This window comes from Candidatus Thiothrix putei, from assembly GCA_029972225.1.
Lineage (GTDB): Bacteria > Pseudomonadota > Gammaproteobacteria > Thiotrichales > Thiotrichaceae > Thiothrix > Thiothrix putei.
In genome coordinates this window covers 1,187,502-1,209,233 of record CP124756.1, presented here as the reverse complement: position 1 = coordinate 1,209,233, position 21,732 = coordinate 1,187,502, and the positions used below count along the sequence as shown (strand labels likewise).

Genomic DNA, 21,732 nt, shown 5'->3' with positions numbered 1-21,732 from the left:
CTTAGAAAATAATCACGGAACGGATGCTTTCGCCGCTGTGCATCAAATCAAACGCACGGTTGATGTCATCCAGCGGCATGGTGTGCGTAACCATACTATCCAGCTCGATTTCGCCGCTCAGGTAACGCTCCACGTAACCGGGCAATTCGGTACGCCCTTTCACGCCGCCAAAGGCAGTGCCTTTCCAAGTACGCCCCACCACAAGGTTGAACGGACGGGTAGCAATTTCCTGCCCAGCCCCCGCAACCCCTATCACCGTGGAAACGCCCCAACCCATGTGGGTGCATTCCAACGCATCGCGCATCACGTGGACATTGCCGATGCACTCGAAGGAATAATCCACGCCACCGTTGGTGATTTCCTTGATGTATTCGCTGATCGAACCGTTCACGTCTTTGGGGTTAACAAAATCGGTCGCGCCCAGTGCTTGCGCCATTGCCCACTTGCCGGGGTTAATGTCGATGGCAATAATGCGCCCTGCTTTCGCCATGACCGCGCCTTGGATGCACGACAAGCCGATTCCGCCCAAACCAAACACCGCCACGGTAGAACCCGGCTCAACTTTCGCCGTATTCAGCACCGCGCCAATGCCTGTGGTCACGCCACAACCCAGCAAGCACACCTTGTCCAAGGGTGCAGCAGGGTTGATTTTTGCCAACGCAATTTCCGGCACAACCGTGTATTCCGAGAACGTGGAACAGCCCATGTAGTGATAAATCGGCTGCCCTTTGCAGGTAAAACGGCGCGTATGGTCTGGCATGTAACCCGTCCACACCGTCGAAGCGATGGATTGGCACAAATTCGATTTGGTGGAATGACAATATTCACATTCACCGCATTCAGGGATGTATAGCGGGATAACATGATCGCCCGGTTTAAGGTTTTTCACCCCAGGGCCGCATTCTTCGACAATACATCCACCTTCGTGACCGAGGATGCACGGAAATGCGCCTTCAGGATCATCGCCGGACAAGGTAAAAGCATCGGTATGACACACGCCCGAAGCCACCACCCGCAACAGGACTTCGCCTTCACGCGGCTTTTCAACTTCAATCTCTTCAATCACCAGTGGTTTTTTTGGCTCCCACGCCACGGCTGCACGGCATTTCATACGCTCTACTCCTCATTATTTTGCTTAGACTCACTCGAAAGTAGAGGGTATTCGTAGAGGTGTCAATTGCCATTTCTCAATGTATTGACTAGGCTTGATGCTCAGTCACGATTGTGCAGGCATCCTCCATGACGGAACAAACCTTCCAGATCCACACCACCTACCAGCCCGCTGGCGACCAACCGGAAGCGATTCGCTCGCTGGTCAATGGCTTAAACGACGGCTTGCTGCACCAAACCTTGCTGGGCGTGACCGGTTCGGGCAAAACCTTCACGATGGCGAATATCATCCAGCAAACCCAGCGCCCCGCGATTATTCTGGTACACAATAAAACGCTGGCGGCACAGCTTTACGGCGAAATGAAAGAATTCTTCCCCAACAATGCGGTGGAATACTTCGTTTCGTACTTCGATTATTACCAGCCGGAAGCGTATGTGCCGTCCAAAGACGTGTACATCGAAAAAGATTCCGCCATCAATGACCACATCGAACAAATGCGCCTGTCTGCCACCCGCAACCTGTTCGAGCGCAAAGATGTCATTATTATCGCCACGGTTTCATCCATTTACGGTCTGGGCGACCCCGAATCGTATTTGAAAATGCTGCTGATTCTGGTGCGCGGCGACCGTATCGACCAACGCACCCTGCTGCGTCGCCTCGCCGAAATGCAATACACCCGCAACGACCTCGACCTGCAACGCGGTACGTTTCGGGTACGCGGCGAAGTCATCGACGTGCATCCTGCCGAATCCGACAAAGAAGCGATTCGCATCGAACTCTTCGACGATGAAATCGAAAACCTCAGCTATTTCGACCCGCTGACGGGCGAAGTGCTGCGCCGCGTGCCACGCCTCACGGTTTACCCGAAAACGCACTACGTCACCCCACGCGAAGTGCTGTTAGCCGCCATCGACCACATCAAAGCCGAACTCAAAGAGCGCCTCAAAGTCTTGCGCGAAAACGACCGCTTAGTGGAAGCGCAACGCCTCGAACAGCGTACCCAATACGACATCGAAATGATCGTCGAAACCGGCTACTGTTCCGGCATCGAAAACTATTCGCGCTACCTCTCGAAACGCCCTGCGGGTGAACCACCGCCGTGTCTGTTCGATTACCTGCCACGCAATGCTATCGTGTTTATCGACGAAGCCCACGTCACCATCCCGCAATTCGGCGGCATGTACAAAGGCGACTATTCCCGCAAAAGCACACTGGTCGATTACGGTTTCCGCCTGCCCTCGGCACTCGACAACCGCCCGCTGCGCTTTGACGAATTCGAGAAACTGATTCCGCAAGCCATCCACGTTTCCGCCACCCCCGGCACATACGAGCTGGAACATTCCGACAATATCGCCGAACAAGTGGTGCGCCCGACTGGACTCGTTGACCCCGAAGTGGAAATTCGCCCGATCATTTCGCAAGTCGATAACGTCATGTCCGAAATCAGCGAACGCGCCAAACGTAATGAGCGCGTACTGGTCACAACCCTGACCAAGCGCATGGCGGAAGACCTCACCGATTACCTGATGGAACACAATATCAAGGTGCGCTACCTGCACTCCGACATCGACACCGTAGAGCGCGTCGAAATCATCCGCGACTTGCGCAAAGGCGAGTTCGATGCATTAATTGGCATTAACTTGCTGCGGGAAGGTCTTGATATACCAGAAGTTTCACTAGTGGCGATTCTGGATGCTGACAAAGAAGGTTTCCTGCGTTCCGAGCGCTCCCTGATTCAAACCATCGGACGCGCCGCCCGCAATGCCGAAGGAAAAGCGATTTTGTACGCCGATAAAATCACCGATTCCATGCGCAAAGCAATGGATGAAACCAGCCGCCGCCGCGCCAAACAGCTTGCCCACAATGAAGCGCAGGGGATTACCCCGCAAACCATTCGCAAGCGCATTGCCGATGTCATGGAAGGCGCTTACGCCAATGCCACCAAGGGCAAAGGCAAAACACGCGGCGAAAAGAAAGTAGCAGAAGAAGCGGCTGAATACCGCAGCTTAACGCCCGATCAAGCCATTAAGCAGATCAAAAAGCTGGAAGAAAAAATGTTCCAGCACGCCAAAAATCTGGAGTTTGAACAAGCAGCCTCAGTCCGTGATCAGATTGGACACATCCGCGCGCGAGTCTTCGGGCTGGAGTAGGTCGGACTTTAGTCCGACAATCAGCGTGAATGCTTGCTATTACGGAAATGTCGGGCTGAAGCCCGACCTACGCTTTTTGCTCGAATTCAGTCTTCAGCGTGGTGTAATGCTGTGCAAACATCACTTCCAGTTCATCAATTACCACCGTCGCTGACTTGCCATGAATCACATGCGCGGTCATCAGGCTAGAGGTTTCATTCAATAAACGCTCACGCGGAATCATCGGGTAAGTAGCCGTCAAACGCTTAATCGCTTTGACCACATTTTCCTGTTCGGGGCGTGGAATAGCTTCGGGGGTGGGAAATTCGGTCATGGGTTCAGACTCAGGCGTAGGTGAGCCTGCGAGAAACTCGGCGAACCGCAGCAGGGTTGCCTGATCGTTTGAACTCATGTCGCGGTATAGCTTGCGAAGACGCTTTTCTTCGGCAGAGCCGGTTGATTGTGGCATACCGGGTAACATGGGGGTTTCCTGTGTCATGCAAATAATCCGGGGTACAGCGCGTCACGCTGCACCCAATGCGGATTTTATTTCTGCTTTTTGAGGTTTTCGCAATAACTGCGTGCAAACTCCAGCAGCTCTTCCATCGCACGGACTTTGAACTTTTGACGCTGGCGCACAAAAGAGAAGTCACGAGTCAGTGGCGGATCAAGCGGGATAGCAACCAGTGAACCGAGTTTCAGTTCTTTACCGATGCTAGCACTAGAGACAATGGAAACACCCATGCCTGCTTCAACTGCACCTTTTACCGCTTCTGGGCTACCCAGTTCCAAACAAGCATTCATCGCGTGTTTGTCCATGCCTAAGGCATACAGGTAGTCGAGAACCACTTCACGTGTGCCTGAACCTTCTTCACGGCAGATGAACGGGTATTCCAACACATCTTTCAGTTTAACCGCTGCTTTGCTCGCCAGTGCGTGCGTCGGCGGAACGATCAGCACCAACTCATCCTGACGGCAGACTTCTACCAACAGGTTTTTGTTATTGACCATACCTTCGACAACACCAAGGTCAATGACGTTGTTTTCCACCATGGAAACAATGCCCTCAGTATTGGAAACACGCAGACGCAATCTGACATCCGGGTTTTTGGAATTGAACTCACCCAACAATGACGGCAGCATGTATTCAGAAATGGTCGTGCTCGCACCGATGGTCAATGAACCACTGATGTCATTCGTCATTTCACGAATGGCATTTTCCATTTCGCTGTATTGCTCGAAAATACGCTCGGAGTACTCGAATGTGATTTTCCCAGCTTCTGTGAGGGAAACGCGATTATGCGTCCGGTCAAACAGACGGGTGTCAAACTGATCTTCCAACTGACGGATCTGAAATGTGACCGCCGGTTGCGTCATGTGCAGCACTTCTGCCGCCTTGGTGAAGCTCAATAGCCGAGCAACAGCATGAAAGACTTGTAATCTTCTATCAGCCATATGATTACCTATTCTCCTATTACCAGTCCTAGCAAACCCCACAGAGAATCCATCCTTGCCATCCCTGTTCCGGTTATCCATTCCCGGATATTTACTACTGATCAATGTTTAAAAAAATCTATCAAAAAAACCTACCAGTTGCTACCAGAGGATTTTGTTATAGATAGCATAGAACAATTTTCGCATTATGGTTAATGATATGTTCAGCTTTATGAATAAAATGATGTAGAGGTGATAAGTGGCGACAAGCGGCGCACTTATATTTCTTGTACTCAAAAGCCCTAAGGATTTTTTTCCTTGATCTTATCGTCAGTCTTTACAGGGGTAGCAGACTGATTACCCGGAATCCGTGGGTCATCATCATCCATTAAAATACGATGCGCAGGCCCTTCAAGATCGTCATACTGCCCACTCTTAACGGTGTAAATGAAGGCGACGACGACCACAACCATTACGCCGAGTGCAATCGGAATCAGTAGGTATAAAGCTTCCATCGTATTGCATCCTAACCAAACATGACATTATAGACTGAAATTACTCATTTTTCAGGCGTAATGAATTAAGCACCACCACTAAAGAACTTGCTGACATGCCAATTGCTGCCATCCATGGCGCAATCATGCCGGTCGCCGCCAAAGGAATCGCCACCAGATTATAGGCAATCGTCCATAAAAAGTTCTGTTTTATGATGGTTTGCATCCGCCGCGCAGTACGCACAGCAAACGGTAGCTGCCGCAAATTTTCTGACAATAACACCATATCGGCACTGGCTTGCGCCAATTGTGAGCCACTGCCCATCGCAATCGACACGGGTGCACCCGCCAACACAGGGGCATCATTCACCCCATCGCCGACCATTGCCACTACCGCGCCTTGAGCTTGCAAATCACGCAAATACGCTAACTTGGCATCTGGCAATTGACCACCGTGTGCATGAGCAATACCCAATTGCTGCGCAACCGCTGCCACAACGTTCGGGGAATCACCACTGAGTAAGGTCACTGTGACCCCCATGGCTTGCAACTCTGCCACCATTTGTGCCGCTTCAGCGCGTAACTGATCCGCAAGGCTAAACACCGCTAACCAGCCAGCGTCTGAGCCGAGAAAAATTTGTGAACGCTCACCAGCGGCTGACACTTTCTCAGGCAATTGACAGCCCGTCAATTCTTCGACAAATGCGTGCGTACCAATACGGTAATGCTTGCCTGCATACACGCCTTTCACGCCGCGCCCAGATTCTGCCGTCAGATCAACGACACTGGCAGGGCTATCACTCAGACGTACAATCGCGTGAGCAACCGGGTGTTCTGAAGCCATTTCCAGCCCAGCCGCTAGTTGCTGGCATACGGCGGTTGAATCAGCGCCCAAGGTTTGCACGTCAACCACTTCCAAATGCCCGTGCGTAAGCGTGCCGGTTTTATCAAAAATAATGTGATTGATTCGCGCCAAAGTTTCCAAAGCATGACCACGGGTCGTCAACACACCTTTAGACGTGAGTAAACCTGTGGCAGCAGTCAAAGCGGCTGGCGTTGCCAAGGAGAAAGCACACGGGCAAGTAATCACCAATACAGACAACGCAATCCAAAACGCTTCCGTGGGTTGGTGTTGATACCACCAAGCAAACACTGCCAAAGCTGTCACTAAAATCAGCGGCACAAAGCGCGAAGCCACTTTTTCCGCCAAGCGTGCCAATTCCGGTTTTTCGGCTTGCGCCCGTTCCAGTAAACGGATGATGGCCGCCAGCACGGTACTGTCGCCGACTTTATCGACGCGCATCGTCAACGGGCTTTCCATATTCACCGTACCGCCGACCAACGCATCGCCACATTGTTTGTGGCAAGGCAAACTTTCACCCGTCAGTAACGATTCATTGGTGCTACTCGTACCATCGGTAACGACACCATCCGCTGGTACGACCTCGCCCGGTTTGATCAACACCTGATCACCCAGTTCAAGCTGACTGACCGGAATCACTTCCTGTTCGCCATCACGCAAACGCGTTGCCGTGGCAGGCATTAAGCGTACCAATTCCTCCGCCACCTGACCGGATTTATGCCGCGCTGCCATTTCCAAATAGCGACCGGTCAGCAGAAAAAACGTGAACATCGTCACCGAGTCAAAATAGACCTCGCCGCCCCCCGTGAATGTTGCCCAAACACTGGCAGTAAACGCAATCGCGATTGCCAATGATACTGGCACATCCATGCCAAAGCGCCCGCGCCGCAAATCACGCCAAGCCGAGCTGAAAAACACCCTTGCAGAATAAAACACCACAGGCGTGGTCATCACCAGACTAATCCAGCGCAAAAAATCGCGCATTCCGGTATCCATATCCGATACCGCACCGATATACATGGCCACCGCAATCATCATCACCTGCATCATGCCCAAACCCGCGATCGCAATGCGGCGCAACGCAGCGGATTTTTCTTTTTTTTGCAGGGATTCAAGCCGACCGGGATCAAAGGGGTGGGCGTGATAACCGATTTCGGAAATAGCTTGCAACACTTGGCTCAAATGCAAGCGTTCATTATCCCATTTCAAGGTAGCGCGGTGGGTGGAATAGTTGATGCGGAAATCCAGCACCCCATCGAGTTGCTTGACGTGATGCTCATTGAGCCAAACACAAGCAGCACAGACAATGCCTTCCAGAATTAGCGAGGCTTCGCGGATATTTGTACCCGTCTCACGCACAAAGGATTTCTGCAATTCAGGGGCATCGTACACTTGTAACTGACGCAGCGCTTCTGGCACTAAATCATCAGGTCTATCGCTGATTTCGGTACGGAAACGGTAATAATCAGTGAGGTTATTTTCGACAATTGCCGTCGCCACTGCCTGACAGCCCGTGCAGCACATCTCACGCGGCTGGTGGTCAATGCGGACAAAATAATGCGATCCGGGGGGAATCGGCTGCCCACAATGGAAACAATCGCCGGGTGCGACCTGCAAGGCAGTTTCAGTCATACAAACTCACGGTTGGTCGCCGACCCACGTTTCACCTTTAACCTCATGAACTTCATCGCCACGTCTGATGGTCATGACCATATTCCAAGCCCCCGGTGCAGGCAAAGCAATCGGCTGACCATAGAAACCGGGCGCTGCTTCCGGCAAGTCCAACGTTATATCCATCGCTTTATTGGAAGGTCGTAGAAATGATACTTGTACATTTCCACTGGTAACCGCTTGACCTGCTTTATCGGTCACGTGGATACGGAACATGCTGACCTTGTTCGGCTGCGGCTTTTCCAACCAACCATCAGCAACCTGCCAACCGCGTTCCTGCTGCGTTTTCAACTGACCAATGTAGTTGTTATACAAGTCATATTTTTTCTGGTAGTCGTTGGATACAGTACCAGGAAAAGCCGAGGTGACATTTTGTGCACTTTCACGGCGCGGTTCCGGCAAAAACTTGCGGATAAAGTCAGCACTTGCACCACTGTTTGCCAAGGTAATAATCGTGGAATCCACAATCACGAGGATCATGAAAAAGCCAATGATAATCCCCGGCCCCCAATGCAACCTGCCACCATCGGTATCTGAGCCACGCCGATTGCCAACAATAATACCCGGCAATACCGCCGCCATGGTGAAAAAGGCAAAGTGGATGGCGAACACATCCAAACTTGCCCAATACAACACGGCTAATGGTACGTAAACCGCCAATACCACCAAAAAGGTCAGTAACGAAGCCAGTTTACCGGGGCGTTTCAAGACTTTGTAAAACAACACAAATAGGGCAAGCGAAGCCAGTACGCCTACCCCTAGTGTGAATGCTATGTTTTGATTTTCCATGCAACCTTACGGAGTCATAAAGTGTGAAGGGATGATGACCGGCTCTACCACCTTACCTTCCAAAGGCGTGAGCCTGAACTGGAAGTCGTGATTTTTGCCTGCCTCACCAGGCTGCATAGTATAGCGGACTTTTGCCAAGACGCGCAGTGTTGAATCCGGTTTCACGCTCAAATCATTGATCTGTAATTCCATTTCAGCATTAGGCAGCCCCTCGATTGCCAAGGTATAACGCGCTGCCTCCATGGTTTTGTTGTTAATTTTGACTTCGTAGCTGTTTTGAATACGCCCATCTGACAAGGTAACGTACAAGGGACTACGGATTTGAACAGCGGTCACTTCCAGTTGTTTGCTGCTGACAATGCTCCACACCAGATAAATCGTTGCCAGCAACGTCGCCAAACCGTACCCCACTGTGCGCAATTTGAGTATTTTAGTTTTCTTACCTTCCAAACCGTGTTCAGAGGTGTAACGGATCAAACCACGTTTCCAGCCCTGCTTATCCATAATGCCGTCGCAGGCATCAATACACAGCGCACAGTGAATACAACCGATTTGCAAACCGTTACGAATGTCGATACCGGTGGGGCAAACTTGCACACACAAACCACAGTCCACGCAGTCACCATGACCTTTCTCCTGACGGAACGCCTGATCGCGCAACTCTTTCACCGGCTTAGCACGCCCAGTAGTACCTTCACCCCGATTCATATCATACGACACAATCATGGTATCTTGGTCAAACATAACGCTTTGGAAACGTGAGTAAGGACACATGTGCAAGCACACATATTCCTTCGCCCAACCCGCCGTCAGGTAAGTGGTGGTCATCAAAATAATGACGGTGCCGTATAGTGCCGAGGGCGCTGTGCCGGTAAAAAAGCCAGCCGTCAGTTCAAACGCATCTCCCCAGTACAGGCCAAAACTCAACCCTGTCCACATCGCCAACAACAGCCACAAGGCATGAGTCAGACCGACCTTGCGAATCTTTTCCGCATTCCACGGCTGCTTATCCAAACGCAACCGTGCTACCCGGTCGCCTTGCACCCAGCGCTCAATCCAGCGGAATGCGTCCGTCCACAAAGTTTGGAAACAGAAATACCCGCAGAACACCCGCCCAAACAGCGTGGTCACAAAGAATAACAATACCGCTGCAAGGAATAACAACGCCGTCAGCCAGAAAATATCCTGCGCGTGCATCACCAAGTCGAACATGTAATAACGCCGCCCAGGAATATCAAACAAGATCGCCTGATCAGGCCCCACGGCACGTTCCCAGCGAATCCAAGGCAATAAAAAAAACACCGCATAGCCCAGCAACAAAATGCCGGTTTTAATGTTACGAAAACGCCCTTCTACCGAACGCGGTTGAAGAGAGGCTTTAGGCTGGATGGCTTGTTCAATACTCATGTTGCAATATCCAATCGTTGGCTTTGCCGGACGGGGTGAAAAGCCTGCATCATACCCGACCCTGCGCGGTTTACATTGCGCAGAATCAAGTTAGCACACTATTTCACTGACTTATCAGAGGTACTCAGCGTTACCCATGTAAGGACGTAGGACGGCAGGGATACGGATACTGCCATCGGCTTGCTGATAATTCTCCAACACAGCAACCAAGGTGCGCCCTACGGCAAGCCCTGAACCATTCAACGTATGCAGCAATTCAGGTTTGCCGGTTTCAGGGTTACGGTAACGCGCCATCATACGCCGCGCTTGAAAATCCCCAAATGTGGAACACGATGAAATCTCACGGTATTTTTGTTGCCCCGGCAACCACACTTCAAGATCATAGGTTTTCATCGAGGAAAAGCCGGTATCGCCTGCACACAACACAATCACCCGGTACGGCAGCCCCAACTTTTGCAGAATCGCTTCGGCATGACCCGTCAGACTTTCCAGCGCTTGCGTGGAATCTTCTGGGCGCACCAATTGCACCATTTCCACTTTTTCAAACTGATGCTGGCGGATCAAACCACGGGTATCCTTGCCATAAGACCCCGCCTCAGAACGGAAGCACGGCGTATGGCAAGCGTATTTCACTGGCAATTCAGACGCATCAATAATGGTATCCCGTGCCAGATTGGTTACAGGCACTTCAGCCGTCGGAATTAGGTAATACCCCTGATCACCCTCCAACTTAAATAAATCTTCAGCAAACTTAGGTAACTGCCCCGTGCCGTACAAACTGTCAGCATTCACCATATACGGCACATACGCCTCGGTGTAACCGTGCTCTTGGGTATGCGTATCCAGCATGAATTGGATCAATGCCCGATGCATTCGCGCCATTGCACCACGCATCACCACAAAGCGGGAGCCGGTGAGTTTTGCACCTGCGTCAAAATCCATCCAACCATTGGGCAGACCGAGATCAACGTGATCTTTAGGTTCAAAATCGAAAGCCGTCGGCTCACCCCAGCGACGGATTTCAACGTTAGCATTTTCATCCTTACCATCTGGCACAGACGCATCCAACACATTGGGAATGCCAGTCACGATTGCATCCAATTCGGTTTGCAAACAGGCGAGCTGCTGCTCTTTTTCTTTCAGGGTATCCCCCATATCAGCCACTTCTGCCAGCAACGGCTGAATGTCTTCGCCCTTGGCTTTGGCCTGACCGATGGCTTTAGAACGAGAATTGCGTGCATTTTGTAAGTTTTGGGTTTCGACCTGTAAGGCTTTACGACGCTCCTCAACCGCACGAATGGTATCAACATCCAGCTTGAAACCACGTCGCGCCAATTGCGCGGTGATTTCATCCAGTTCGGTTCTTAAACGTTTTGGGTCCAGCATAACTCTTGTTCCATGAGGGCATTACATAAAGGCACTATCTTACCACTGGTTATTGCTGCTAACACAAGGGGCAACCCTACGTTAGTCTGTTTTCACTTCAGAGAGCGCACTGATATGACAAACTTTAACAGCTAAGCCCCAGCGCAATAATATAAAAACATTACCACTAGGAAGAGGAAACAGATATGAGCATCGGATATGCCGTACAAAAAGGCACTCTCATCTACATTTATGACCATAATGGCAAACAAATTACTTCCGTTTCAGCACCGGGACGTTGGCCTGAAGATGGCCTCAAAGGCTTCAGCCCCAACGCCATCAATGTCCAAAAAGGCACTCTCATTTACCGTTATGATGAAACAGGCCACATGGTCGGCAGACCACTCCCGGCGCAACAACCGATTCATGCCAGTCATCAAACGAAGCATTTGCTACCGGCTTAAAAATACTGAGCTGAATCAAGCATTAGCTTGCCATAACTTATCGGGGGAAATCCCCCGACTTCTGGTTGTTTGCAACTAACGGCGCGGCACTTTCCATAATAGCCAAGCCCCCAGACCAAACAACAGTAGCACCGCCAGTAAGCCTGAACGGGGCGAATTCGTCAAAGCCCCGACCCATGCAACCAATAATGGCCCTATAATGGCCGCAAATTTCCCCAGCATATTATAAAAACCAAAAAACTCTGCTGCTTGTTCAACAGGAATCAAACTCGCATACAAGGAGCGACTCAATGCCTGCACTCCACCTTGTACCAAGCCCACCACGCCTGCCAGCCAATAAAACTCATGAGCATTCGTCATCTGTGATGCCATCACGGTAATCACCACATAGCCTGCTAGCCCCAACAAAATCCCACGCTTAGCACCTATTCTGTTGCCCACCCAACCAAAGGCTAAGGCCGCAGGAAACGCGATAAATTGCGTAATCAACAAAGCCGTAATCAAACCATCATCTGCAAAACCAATCGCTTTGCCATAATCCACCGACATCAGAATCACGGTATCCACGCCGTCGATGTAAAACCAATACGCCAACAAAAATAGCCAAACCACACGCAACTGACGAATATGCCGAAAGGTTGCCACTAACTGTCGCACCGATTGACGCAACAAGGTGAACAAGGGCGGACGCACAGCTTGCACAGGCACACGTTCCCGTACCCACCACCAGAGAGGCACCGAAAATACTGCCCACCACAATGCTGTCACCCCAAAGGCCCAACGCACAGCAGCTACTTTATCTTCCAACCCAAACCACTCCGGCTTTAAGGTCAGCAAAACACATAAAGCAAACAACAACCCTCCGCCCAAATACCCCAAACCGTAACCCAGTGCAGATACCCGGTTAAAATCCTTTTCCTCAGCCACGTCCACGAGCAACGAATCGTAAAAAATATTCGCCCCTAAAAATCCCACCACGGCTAATACAAAGGCAAACATCGCCCATTGCCACTGGCTTTCACCTACCAGCGTCAATCCCAACGTCGCGCATACCCCCAAGGTAACGAACCCTGCCATCATAGGCTTTTTGATCCCCCCCTGATCCGCAACTGTCCCCAGAAATGGCGCCAGCAACATAATGGAAAGACTAGCCATGGCGTTCGCCGTGCCTAAATGCAAGGTAATATCTTCTGACGGTAGCCCCTTCGCCCAATACTGACGAAAGAAAATCGGGAAGAACGCCACCATTACCGTGGTAATAAAAGCCGAGTTAGCCCAATCATAAAATGCCCAAGCCCAACGTTGGCGAGTGGTTACGCTCAAATTCATGGTTCCCTGTTTCCCTTTATCGGTATAAATCAACTAAAATAGTTTTAAACGAATAATACCCAAATCGCTAGGAGAACATCATGAAAAAGGAACAACGGTTCAAAACCGTCGTGCGTGTCTGTAGTTATTTACTGACAAGCACAATACTCAGCAGTACCGCTTTTGCCGAAGAAACGGCGGCCTATGACGGTGAATGGAGCACCCTATCGCCGAATCTCTCCCTGAAAATCACCCCACAAGCCGCCAGTTTTACCCTTAACGGCAAAACATACACAGCGACCAGCCCAAGCTATCTCAACGGGCAACTCAATACATCCCCCTTTCTGTACTTAGCGGATGCGCAACAACAACACCGCTTCTACCTCATGATCAGTGAAGCGGGGGGCAATACAGCAAAACTTAACGGCTATTATGACAATGCGGAGCAATCCTTGCCGATCCAATTAACCAAAATGGACGCCGCACCGCAAGTCAGTGCCACCACGCCCTAACCCACTAGGGTAACTGTTGCCCCAGCACCTGACTTCTCAATCTCAATGCGCAGTTCGCAATATTCGGGCTGCTCACACAAAGGGCTGGGGTCATCCGCACAACAACTGCCGACAATCACTCCGGCATAAAAAATACCAGTGCGAACTTGAAGCTGTGTGGGTGTTTCTGTCGCATCCAATACCATGATGGTTATTTCATCACCAACAACTTGACTGCTATGCGCCAATCCGGCTTGCAAGGGTAAGGCTTCCGCCCCCAATGCTTGCACTTCCGCTTTAAAAACCGCCTGAAACGCAGGTGTTCCCCACGCCGCCAAGGTTTTATTCAAAACCATCACTGCCTTACCTCATCCACCCTAACAACCACGGCAAAATGACTGACGCCAGCAATGCGGACAATGCCATTGCCAACCCCGCAAAAGCGCCCATTTCCGTACTCACTTGAAACGCACGTGCCGTACCAATACCGTGTGCCGCTACGCCCATCGCAATCCCACGCGCACTGCAATCCCGAATACGTAACACATCGAACAATTTCGTCCCCAACACCGCGCCAATAACCCCCGTCATCACAACCAACACCGCAGTGAGTGACGGAATACCGCCGATGCGCTCCGCAATCCCCATAGCCACAGGCGCTGTGACCGACTTTGGAGCAAGCGATAGTAAAATTGGCGTATCTGCCCCTAATAACCATGCGATCCCCACGGCACTAACACCGCCCACTGTCACGCCAACCAACAAAGCCACTAACACCGGCAACCACAGCATTTTCAACTTACCCAATTGCCGATACAGCGGAATAGCCAATGCCACTGTCGCAGGCCCTAGTAAAAAATGCACAAATTGCCCGCCTTCGAAATAATCCTGATACGGCGTATCCGTCAGTACTAACAAGGCAATGAGTAAAATCACCGCCGTTACCACCGGATTCAGCAAGGGATTCGCTTTACTCCATACATACACCCGGTAAGCGATGCCGTAGGCAATTAAGGTCATGGTCAAACCAAACAACGGCGAGGCAGACAGGTAAACCCAAACTTGTTCCAGATTTGTATCAGGCATCATGTGTAGACTTCCTCCCCAACAAGCGTTGCATTCCCACCATCACCCAAGCCGTCACTGCCATTGTGATGAGTGTACCGAAAATCAATGCCATACTGATCGGCAACCATGCCGAGCCGATACGCCCAACATGCACCATCACCCCTACACCAGCAGGCACAAACAGCAACGACAAATGGCTCAGCAAGGCACTGGAGGCAGGCTCCACTACAGACGCCAAGCCATCGCTCAGCAATAAAGTGATGAATAATAACAGCATACCCAATACTGGCCCTGGTACAGGCCAATTCAGCAAGCGCGTGCTGACTTCGCCCACTAATTGATAAACCAACAACAACGTGATGCCGTTAAGAAAATTCGGGGACATAAGAAAACCTCTGTAGCCATAATGAATAACCACAGAGTATACGCGGATTAAAGCTGGCTACGCACCCAACGCTCAATATCCGCCGCCCCCATTGCACCAGACTGACGCGCAATTTCTTGCCCGCCCCGGAACAACACCATCGTAGGAATGCTACGAATATTGTAATGCGCTCCCACCATCTGATGATCTTCGGTATTCAATTTGGTGAAACGCACTTGCGGCTCTAGTTGCCCAGCCGCTTGTTCAAAAGCTGGAGCCATCATCCGGCATGGCCCACACCAGGGTGCCCAAAAGTCTACCAACACCGGAATATCATTGCGGCTGATGTGCTTGGCGAAATTGGCAGCGGTTAGCTCAGTCGGGTGTCCGTTAAACAAAGCGCTGCCACACTTACCACATTTAGCGTGTTCGCCAAGGCGCTCTGCTGGAATGCGATTGGTGACACTGCACGCAGGGCATACTAAATTCAATAGGTTACTCATGTTTTATCCTCAAACGCAATGATTTCAATAGAGCCAATATGGGCTGAACTTCCCCATTTTAAAGCATCGCCGCTGAACATTGTTTATAACAAATATCTGTTACTATTGCTTCAATGATTGACCTGTTAGCATTCAGGGCTGTAAGCATTTACACACTCTCTAACCTTCAAGTCTTTGTCCTTAAAGTTAAGTGGCTATCCAGAAAACGTTGCTGGATGGCTTTTTTTTGAAAAAGATGAATGTAGAGATAGAATGGCTCTCATGCAGAGAGATAACACCGCCATCCGTGCTGAATTAGGGCGCATACTTGAGAGTCGCGGCTTCCGTTCGTATAGGATGCTGCAAAAATTCTTGTCGTATATTGTTGAAAGAGCGTTAGGGGAAAGCCAAGCCAACATTGATCAATATTCTATTGCGGTAGAGGGTTTGGGTAAACCCGCCGATTTTGATGCTGGCATTGATCCATTGATACGAATGCAGGCAGGACGCTTACGTAAACAATTAGAAAACTATACTTTGCCCGTGAATAGCTGTTGAATAATGAGAAGCCCTCAAGCAAAGTACGGCTGTTATTGGCAACCGGTCGTCCTTTCCATGATCCAGATAGACTTCAGCGAATCCGATCAAACCGCCTTGAATGAGGGGCGTTACCGCCATGCCCACCCTCGCGTCCGCCAACGGATGGAAGTGTTGTGGCTAAAAAGCCAGGGAATGGCGCATGGGGACATTGAACGGCTGGCACAGGTGAGTTCAACGACGGTCACCCGTTATTTGAAACGTTACCAACAAGGTGGGATCGCTGCCTTGGAACAACTGGATTTCCGTCGCCCAACCCGCCGGTTGGAACCTTTCCGTGAGCCCCTGAAGAAACATTTTGAGAAGCATCCACCGACCCGGATCAGTCAGGCGATCGCTGATATACAGCGCTTAACCGGCCTTGAACTCAAGCGGGAAGCCGTGCGGCTATTCCTGCATGACTTGGGTTTGTCCGTCAGGAAGGTGGGGATGATACCGGCGAAAGCCGACCCTGCTGCCCAGGAGACTTTTAAAAAAAGAGCTGGAGCCGCGTCTTGAGGAGGCCAAGGCCGGAAAACGCGCCGTTTTCTTTGTCGACGCCGCCCATTTTGTCCTGGCCCCGTTTCTGGGGTTCCTGTGGTGTTTCACCCGGCTGTTCATCCGCGCCCCTGCCGGACGCCAGCGCTACAATGTCCTCGGTGCGTTGAATGCAGTCACCCATGAACTGGTCACCGTGACCAATGACAGTTACATCAACTCCCAAAGTGTTTGTCAGTTGCTTCGGCAAATCAAGGCATTGGCCCTGGATGTCCCGGTGACCTTGGTGATGGACAATGCCCGTTACCAGCGCTGTAGCCTGGTACAAACATTCGCCCAAACACTCGGGATCGAACTGTTGTTCCTACCCGCTTATTCCCCCAACCTGAACCTGATTGAGCGCCTCTGGAAGTTTGTGAAGAAGGAATGCCTGTATTCACGTTACCATGAAAACTTTACCGCGTTTGCGCAGGCCATTGATGCCTGTTTGGCACAAACCCACACTACGCATAAAAAAGCCTTGGACTCCTTGCTGACTCTCAACTTTCAGACCTTTGAGGAATCTGCAATTATGGGCGGTTGAAGTATATTACGCCACTGAAGGCCGTTTTAATCCGTTGCGTATTGTCTTACCTACCGGTACTTACCAGCCAATCTTTACCCAACATGCCAGCCCCACCGCCACGAACACCGTCATTGCAGAAGAATCACCGTCAAATCAATCCCAAGGCCCCGGCATTGTTTGTATCCCGCGTCATTTTTTAATGGATACCAGTAAGGGATGGTCTTTTATTGCTCGCTTGACTCAGGATTATGTCAAAGCTGCTTCCGCATTCAACTTTTGCCAGATCATGCTTGCTGATGAGACACCAGAGCAAAACACACACTGGCCGGAAGCCGCATGGCATAAATACAGTGCAGATTTTGCGTTATTTTTTGACTTATACCCTGAACCACAAGGGTATAGCCTGAAAAGTAGCTTAGTACACAGCCCGACCCGACAGATTGTGTGGGCGCAAACATTTCCGCTGAGCGACAGCTACCCTGCTCCAGCCATGCTTACCGTTATTTCAAACCTACCCAAATCTACCTATAGCTAACTAAAAGTAGTCATGGTGTTGAATTCCTGCTTCACGGGGGCTGGTTTCGTCTTCGGCTTGCGCCCAAGACCAGAGCCTTCCCCTCCACAGGCAGACACCGTGTAACTCACGGCGTATTCTTCTAAATTCTTGGCGGCATTTACGTCACGGTCATGGACTGCACCGCAAACGGGGCAAGTCCATTCACGCACCGACAGTGGCAGCTTGTCCACTTTATGCCCACAGCCAGCAGCAGAACAGGTTTTGCTGGAGGCAAAAAACCGATCAGCCACCACGACCACCGCACCGCGCATTTCCGCCTTGTATTCCAGTTGACGGCGAAACTCGAAAAACCCCATATCACTGATGGCACGGGATAAATGGCGATTTTTCACCATACCCGACACGTTCAAATCTTCAATACCGATGGTGTGAAAACGGCGGGTTAAATCCGTAGTGAGTTGGTGCAAACTGTCTTGGCGAATGTTGGCAATACGTGCGTGAAGTGTTGCCAGCTTCTGCTTCGCCTTGTGGCGGTTGGCACTGCTTTTGACCTTGCGGGACAGGCTGCGCGAGAGCCGTTTTAGGCGGGAAAGCAAGGCTTTATGCGGCTTTGCCCCAACCACTTTTTCCCCCGTTGATAGGGTTGCCAGTGCAGATACGCCCAAATCCACCCCTACCGTGCCTTGGTTTTTGGCAGGCGGGAGATGATGTTGGTCGGTATCCACGGTGATGCTGGCGAACCACTGGTCAGCGGTGCGGGAAATCGTGGCAGAGAGAATTTTACCGGAAAAGCGTAACGTTTCCCGCATCCGTACTACCCCAAGGTTGGGAATGCGGATGCGGCAACCGTCAAGGCTGAACTGGTCGTTGGTGAGGGTGAAACTGTCGCGGCTTTTACCTTTCTTTTTGAATTGCGGGTACTTGGCTCGCCCCGCAAAGAAGTTCTTGAAAGCTGCGCCGAGTTGGATAATTGCCATTTGTGGGGCGTTTTTGGTGACTTCCAGCATCCAGGGGAATTGTTCGCGTTTGATGGCGTTCAATTGGCGGCGCAAGCCCATTTGGTTGGGTTTTGGCTGGGTGTTATCGTCTTTCCATGCGGCGTATTGGGTTTGCCATTCTGCCAACGCCCAGTTGTAGGCGAACCGTGCTGTACCAGCGGCTTTCGCCAAGTACGTCGCTTGCTTATGGTTGGGGTCAAGGCGGATTTTGTGGCTGATGATCATGGCAAACAGAATGCAGCACGGTGTGATAGTTGTCTAGTCATCCGTGCTTTTGCTGCTATCTTTTACGGATAAACGGCACTACGCTTTTATAAACCTAACCAAAATGATAAAGTTTGAATAGATTTAGATAGATTTTATGGTAACTGTTTCAAACCCCCATATTCCGGCGCATTACCAATGACACTCTCAACTACGAACGTGGCTTGGCACAGGATTTCTGGGCACGTCAACTATTAGCCAGTGGTAAACCGATCCCTTCCCATTATCAGGTCGTGTTAGCCCTGCGTCAGCATCAGTGGGTGCTGACAGCACCACAATTCTGCCAGGTTCTGCGTACCTGCGAGCAACGGTTGGAAGCATTTCCCGACGATGTGCAAGCCATGCTGGTTTATGCCGACATGTACCGCAACGAGTACTTGCAAAAATTCAATGAAATGTCGTTACCCATCGGTTTCTTAGCTGAATTTATTCAAACACTGATGCAATTAGCACCCAACAATGTATATTCCCACGTATTTCTCGCGGCGTTTTACCTTCTGGTTGGTGAACGGGCTTTATGCTTACAAGCCATCGAAACAGCGCAAGCCATCAACCCACTGGATACCCACCTGAACGTCACCATTGGTTTAATTTACATGGACTTAGACGAGTGGCAAACAGGAGGACAATACATTCAGGATTGCATTAACCTCAGCCCCATTTATGCCGACTGGTATCACATCCCGCTGTGCGTACACCATTACCGATTGGGTCATTACGCCATTGCCCTGAAAGAAGCCCGTAAAATTCGCTTGAAAAATATCTGGGGGTCACTCTTGCGTAGCGCACTCTGCCAACGCAATCAGCAATGGGGCAAAGCGGACAAAGAGCTAATGACCCTGGCACAAGACTACCCCGATCTCATCCAGCAAGGTCAACAGTTATCCTATGGTTTCACCCAAACGACGAACCCTGTCGTCAAACAGCTTGTGCAAGAAGTTGTCCTCCCCACACTTAATCAAAAACAGCACTAAAAAACGTGTCGATGACACCACAATTGCTCTAAGCTTTAGTAACAATTTGCGGTTACTTATATAGCCCCATCTGTTTTGTAACTATTACCGCATTGGCGCTTGGCTGTTTCTATACCAAGATAAATTAAAAACAGTATTAATCATGACACATCATTGGGTGTGTCAGCGTTTAATTTAATTAAAAGTCTTGAAGCTTAAATGAGTATTAATAAAGAATTAGCGTTATCGGAACTAGACAGTGGAGCGACTTGCAAAATCCGACAAACTGAGTTGCTCAATTTTCAGCATTGACCGAACGCCGCATATTCAGCCGATTTTTTACTCAATTTGACCAACGAAACCTGAGCTTTTTCAGTTTTACCGTAACTTTTGCTAAATTTCACCCATACCGATGCGACTGCTCCTGTTTTTCAGTCAGTCTTCCCGTGTTTTTTCAAACCCAGTCGCTTTATAACAAGACACGCATCAGTTGATCAGCACTCAACACCAAAATCCCAAACATCAAGTGGCTGTAAACTTTTTGCGCACCTTGCACCCACACATTCCGACCACCAAATTCATCCTTCAGGCGGGCATTGGTTCGTTCTACGGTGCTGCGAATTTTGTAACGCTCGGCATCAGCAGGTTCAAACGCTTCTTTCTGTCCGCCGCGAGGATTGTGATCAATCAGAGGGACATGCCCCAGATGACGGCTGTATTCGTGCAAATCAGCACTGCAATAGGCTGCATCCATCAGGTCGTAGAGACTGGTGACACGTTGGGCACTGATTTGAGAGAGTGGGATGGCTGCCCCGCTGTCGTGAAACGAGGCGGAAGACAGAATGGCTGCTATCGGGACACCACAATCGGCGGTATCGATATGCAGTTTGTAGCCGTTCCAACTGTGCTTGTAGCCTTGGGCATTCTTCTTCGTCCCCCGGTTACACTGAACCGGTATCTCATCGAGTGCTTGCTGAAGTGACTGTTCCCGTTGGCGCTGAATCCGTGTTTGCCCTTGTTTTTTCTTTGGCTTTTCCTCGGCAACAGGCCGTTCACGTGCCTCAATGGCTGTTGAATCCCGACACAGGTGGCCGATCAGCGCATCGCCCAAATACGTTTTCACCAACGTTTCATGCACACGTTCCGCTAAACGCTGTTCAGCAAATTCAGCGAAGGCACGTGAAAAGGTGGATTCGGAAGGCAGTTTCTTGGTCAGGGGAAACCCGCAGATGCGTCGCAGGGAGCGATCGTTTTGCAGCCGGTCAATGAGTGCTCGCGTATTGACAATATTGAGCACGCTTTTGGCGACAAAAGCATTGGCAAACCAAGATCGCTCCGTCGCTGGCCGTCCAGACCCATCACGAAAAGAGCGCACAAAATCTTCAATGCGCGTCAGCTCCAGTACGTGAATGAGTTTTTCAAGCTTGGGGGTCAATGTGCCAAAGGCATCATTGAAGCAAGGTAGTATTTCAATTTGCAGCAAACTCCAGCGTTGTGCAATCAGGGCGCGTTCGGTAGAATTCATAGCGTGGGCTTAATGGTTGTTTTGACGCTTCTATTATCGCCGAAAACGGCAGCCCACACTTCTTTTTTCCTTCAGATGAAGGAAGGTTTACGCTGAAAATGTAATTTTGCAAGTGGCTCAGTGTTTTAAAAAGCCGTCATTTTCGTTCACGGAGAATATTACGACTTTTTCTACATTACGTCGTTACCCAAACACTCGCCGATAATGCCGCAAAAATCACTCAATACACCATTGCTGTAGAAGGTTTAGGGAAATCTTCTGATTTTAACAGTGCGACCGATCCCCTAATCCGCATACAAGCGGGGCGTTTGCGCAAGTTACTGGGCGAATATTATACAACCGAGGGTCGTTTTAATCCCATCCGTATTGAGATGGCAACACGGGGCTACCATGCTAC

21 protein-coding genes and 1 pseudogene are annotated in these 21,732 nt (G+C 50.4%); 7 read left to right on the top strand and 15 right to left on the bottom strand.

Going from position 1 to position 21,732, the window contains the following annotated elements; genetic code table 11:
- Position 1: 1 nt before the first annotated feature.
- Positions 2 to 1,111 carry an S-(hydroxymethyl)glutathione dehydrogenase/class III alcohol dehydrogenase gene (locus QJT81_06235; GenBank protein ID WGZ95582.1) on the bottom strand — a complete coding sequence of 370 codons (1,110 nt, stop codon included), beginning with the start codon at positions 1,109 to 1,111 and terminating at the stop codon, positions 2 to 4.
- 128 nt (positions 1,112 to 1,239) lie between these two features.
- On the opposite strand from QJT81_06235, the gene uvrB reads away from it, so the two are divergent.
- Positions 1,240 to 3,261: an excinuclease ABC subunit UvrB gene (uvrB, locus tag QJT81_06230; protein ID WGZ95581.1), complete on the top strand. Its 2,022-nt coding sequence runs from the start codon at positions 1,240 to 1,242 to the stop codon at positions 3,259 to 3,261.
- 67 nt (positions 3,262 to 3,328) lie between these two features.
- Here uvrB and QJT81_06225 read toward each other — a convergent pair whose 3' ends face one another.
- The 7 genes from QJT81_06225 to serS form a co-directional block, all read right to left on the bottom strand.
- The gene (locus QJT81_06225; GenBank protein WGZ95580.1) at positions 3,329 to 3,739 is read right to left on the bottom strand and encodes a hypothetical protein; all 411 of its coding nucleotides are present in this window, start codon (positions 3,737 to 3,739) and stop codon (positions 3,329 to 3,331) included.
- A gap of 47 nt (positions 3,740 to 3,786) precedes the next feature.
- Complete coding sequence (locus QJT81_06220) at positions 3,787 to 4,695, bottom strand: selenium metabolism-associated LysR family transcriptional regulator (protein WGZ95579.1); 909 nt, start codon at positions 4,693 to 4,695, stop codon at positions 3,787 to 3,789.
- A 281-nt stretch (positions 4,696 to 4,976) separates the two neighbouring features.
- Positions 4,977 to 5,189, bottom strand: coding sequence for a cbb3-type cytochrome oxidase assembly protein CcoS (ccoS, locus tag QJT81_06215; GenBank protein ID WGZ95578.1), 213 nt, complete (start codon positions 5,187 to 5,189; stop codon positions 4,977 to 4,979).
- Between the two features lie 40 nt (positions 5,190 to 5,229).
- Complete coding sequence (locus QJT81_06210; protein ID WGZ95577.1) at positions 5,230 to 7,662, bottom strand: heavy metal translocating P-type ATPase; 2,433 nt, start codon at positions 7,660 to 7,662, stop codon at positions 5,230 to 5,232.
- A 6-nt stretch (positions 7,663 to 7,668) separates the two neighbouring features.
- On the bottom strand, positions 7,669 to 8,490 hold the full coding sequence (locus QJT81_06205; protein ID WGZ95576.1) for a FixH family protein: 822 nt from the start codon (positions 8,488 to 8,490) through the stop codon (positions 7,669 to 7,671).
- Between the two features lie 6 nt (positions 8,491 to 8,496).
- Entirely contained in the window at positions 8,497 to 9,897 is a 1,401-nt protein-coding gene (ccoG, locus tag QJT81_06200; protein ID WGZ95575.1) for a cytochrome c oxidase accessory protein CcoG, read from the bottom strand.
- A gap of 114 nt (positions 9,898 to 10,011) precedes the next feature.
- On the bottom strand, positions 10,012 to 11,283 hold the full coding sequence (serS, locus tag QJT81_06195; protein WGZ95574.1) for a serine--tRNA ligase: 1,272 nt from the start codon (positions 11,281 to 11,283) through the stop codon (positions 10,012 to 10,014).
- A gap of 185 nt (positions 11,284 to 11,468) precedes the next feature.
- On the opposite strand from serS, the gene QJT81_06190 reads away from it, so the two are divergent.
- The gene (locus QJT81_06190; GenBank protein ID WGZ95573.1) at positions 11,469 to 11,726 is read left to right on the top strand and encodes a hypothetical protein; all 258 of its coding nucleotides are present in this window, start codon (positions 11,469 to 11,471) and stop codon (positions 11,724 to 11,726) included.
- 75 nt (positions 11,727 to 11,801) lie between these two features.
- Here QJT81_06190 and QJT81_06185 read toward each other — a convergent pair whose 3' ends face one another.
- Positions 11,802 to 13,055 (bottom strand): MFS transporter, encoded by a 1,254-nt coding sequence (locus QJT81_06185; GenBank protein ID WGZ95572.1) that lies wholly within the window; start codon positions 13,053 to 13,055, stop codon positions 11,802 to 11,804.
- Positions 13,056 to 13,135: 80 nt separating this feature from the next.
- Between QJT81_06185 and QJT81_06180 the strand changes: the two genes are divergently transcribed.
- Positions 13,136 to 13,546 (top strand): hypothetical protein, encoded by a 411-nt coding sequence (locus QJT81_06180; protein ID WGZ95571.1) that lies wholly within the window; start codon positions 13,136 to 13,138, stop codon positions 13,544 to 13,546.
- On the opposite strand, the gene QJT81_06175 is transcribed toward QJT81_06180, so the two are convergent.
- The 4 genes from QJT81_06175 to trxC are packed head-to-tail and all read right to left on the bottom strand — an operon-like array spanning position 13,543 to position 15,460.
- On the bottom strand, positions 13,543 to 13,881 hold the full coding sequence (locus QJT81_06175) for a hypothetical protein (GenBank protein WGZ95570.1): 339 nt from the start codon (positions 13,879 to 13,881) through the stop codon (positions 13,543 to 13,545). The two genes, QJT81_06180 and QJT81_06175, sit on opposite strands and share 4 nt — an antisense overlap.
- Positions 13,882 to 13,888: 7 nt before the next feature.
- Positions 13,889 to 14,614, bottom strand: a complete 726-nt coding sequence (locus QJT81_06170) for an LrgB family protein (GenBank protein ID WGZ95569.1) — start codon at positions 14,612 to 14,614, stop codon at positions 13,889 to 13,891.
- Positions 14,604 to 14,978 (bottom strand): CidA/LrgA family protein, encoded by a 375-nt coding sequence (locus QJT81_06165; protein ID WGZ95568.1) that lies wholly within the window; start codon positions 14,976 to 14,978, stop codon positions 14,604 to 14,606. The genes QJT81_06170 and QJT81_06165 overlap by 11 nt, the downstream gene beginning before the upstream one ends.
- A gap of 47 nt (positions 14,979 to 15,025) precedes the next feature.
- A complete protein-coding gene (gene trxC, locus QJT81_06160) occupies positions 15,026 to 15,460 on the bottom strand; it encodes a thioredoxin TrxC (GenBank protein WGZ95567.1) in 435 nt (144 codons plus the stop codon).
- 174 nt (positions 15,461 to 15,634) lie between these two features.
- Here trxC and QJT81_06155 point away from each other — a divergent pair, with 174 nt between their 5' ends.
- The 3 genes and pseudogenes from QJT81_06155 to QJT81_06145 all read left to right on the top strand — a co-directional run bounded on the left by QJT81_06155 (position 15,635) and on the right by QJT81_06145 (position 17,613).
- Positions 15,635 to 15,997 (top strand): hypothetical protein, encoded by a 363-nt coding sequence (locus tag QJT81_06155; GenBank protein WGZ95566.1) that lies wholly within the window; start codon positions 15,635 to 15,637, stop codon positions 15,995 to 15,997.
- Positions 15,998 to 16,054: 57 nt separating this feature from the next.
- Positions 16,055 to 17,096: pseudogene (locus QJT81_06150) on the top strand (IS630 family transposase).
- Between the two features lie 34 nt (positions 17,097 to 17,130).
- Entirely contained in the window at positions 17,131 to 17,613 is a 483-nt protein-coding gene (locus QJT81_06145) for a hypothetical protein (protein ID WGZ95565.1), read from the top strand.
- Here the strand turns inward: QJT81_06145 and QJT81_06140 are convergent.
- Positions 17,610 to 18,818: an RNA-guided endonuclease TnpB family protein gene (locus tag QJT81_06140; protein ID WGZ95564.1), complete on the bottom strand. Its 1,209-nt coding sequence runs from the start codon at positions 18,816 to 18,818 to the stop codon at positions 17,610 to 17,612. The two genes, QJT81_06145 and QJT81_06140, sit on opposite strands and share 4 nt — an antisense overlap.
- Before the next feature lie 203 nt (positions 18,819 to 19,021).
- Here QJT81_06140 and QJT81_06135 point away from each other — a divergent pair, with 203 nt between their 5' ends.
- Positions 19,022 to 19,831, top strand: coding sequence for a hypothetical protein (locus QJT81_06135; GenBank protein WGZ95563.1), 810 nt, complete (start codon positions 19,022 to 19,024; stop codon positions 19,829 to 19,831).
- 448 nt (positions 19,832 to 20,279) lie between these two features.
- Here the strand turns inward: QJT81_06135 and QJT81_06130 are convergent, their stop codons facing one another.
- On the bottom strand, positions 20,280 to 21,335 hold the full coding sequence (locus QJT81_06130) for a transposase (GenBank protein WGZ95562.1): 1,056 nt from the start codon (positions 21,333 to 21,335) through the stop codon (positions 20,280 to 20,282).
- Positions 21,336 to 21,732 lie beyond the last annotated feature (397 nt).

Excerpts from the sequence above, each read along its gene's own strand:
- uvrB (WGZ95581.1), top strand. The coding sequence starts at position 1,240 with ATGACGGAACAAACCTTCCAGATCCACACCACCTACCAGCCCGCTGGC.
- ccoS (WGZ95578.1), bottom strand. The coding sequence starts at position 5,189 with ATGGAAGCTTTATACCTACTGATTCCGATTGCACTCGGCGTAATGGTT.
- QJT81_06175 (WGZ95570.1), bottom strand. The coding sequence starts at position 13,881 with ATGGTTTTGAATAAAACCTTGGCGGCGTGGGGAACACCTGCGTTTCAG.
- QJT81_06140 (WGZ95564.1), bottom strand. The coding sequence starts at position 18,818 with ATGATCATCAGCCACAAAATCCGCCTTGACCCCAACCATAAGCAAGCG.
- trxC (WGZ95567.1), bottom strand. The coding sequence starts at position 15,460 with ATGAGTAACCTATTGAATTTAGTATGCCCTGCGTGCAGTGTCACCAAT.
- QJT81_06220 (WGZ95579.1), bottom strand. The coding sequence starts at position 4,695 with ATGGCTGATAGAAGATTACAAGTCTTTCATGCTGTTGCTCGGCTATTG.
- QJT81_06170 (WGZ95569.1), bottom strand. The coding sequence starts at position 14,614 with ATGATGCCTGATACAAATCTGGAACAAGTTTGGGTTTACCTGTCTGCC.
- QJT81_06185 (WGZ95572.1), bottom strand. The coding sequence starts at position 13,055 with ATGAATTTGAGCGTAACCACTCGCCAACGTTGGGCTTGGGCATTTTAT.
- QJT81_06130 (WGZ95562.1), bottom strand. The coding sequence starts at position 21,335 with ATGAATTCTACCGAACGCGCCCTGATTGCACAACGCTGGAGTTTGCTG.
- QJT81_06235 (WGZ95582.1), bottom strand. The coding sequence starts at position 1,111 with ATGAAATGCCGTGCAGCCGTGGCGTGGGAGCCAAAAAAACCACTGGTG.
- QJT81_06225 (WGZ95580.1), bottom strand. The coding sequence starts at position 3,739 with ATGACACAGGAAACCCCCATGTTACCCGGTATGCCACAATCAACCGGC.
- QJT81_06180 (WGZ95571.1), top strand. The coding sequence starts at position 13,136 with ATGAAAAAGGAACAACGGTTCAAAACCGTCGTGCGTGTCTGTAGTTAT.
- ccoG (WGZ95575.1), bottom strand. The coding sequence starts at position 9,897 with ATGAGTATTGAACAAGCCATCCAGCCTAAAGCCTCTCTTCAACCGCGT.
- QJT81_06210 (WGZ95577.1), bottom strand. The coding sequence starts at position 7,662 with ATGACTGAAACTGCCTTGCAGGTCGCACCCGGCGATTGTTTCCATTGT.
- QJT81_06165 (WGZ95568.1), bottom strand. The coding sequence starts at position 14,978 with ATGTCCCCGAATTTTCTTAACGGCATCACGTTGTTGTTGGTTTATCAA.
- QJT81_06190 (WGZ95573.1), top strand. The coding sequence starts at position 11,469 with ATGAGCATCGGATATGCCGTACAAAAAGGCACTCTCATCTACATTTAT.
- QJT81_06205 (WGZ95576.1), bottom strand. The coding sequence starts at position 8,490 with ATGGAAAATCAAAACATAGCATTCACACTAGGGGTAGGCGTACTGGCT.
- serS (WGZ95574.1), bottom strand. The coding sequence starts at position 11,283 with ATGCTGGACCCAAAACGTTTAAGAACCGAACTGGATGAAATCACCGCG.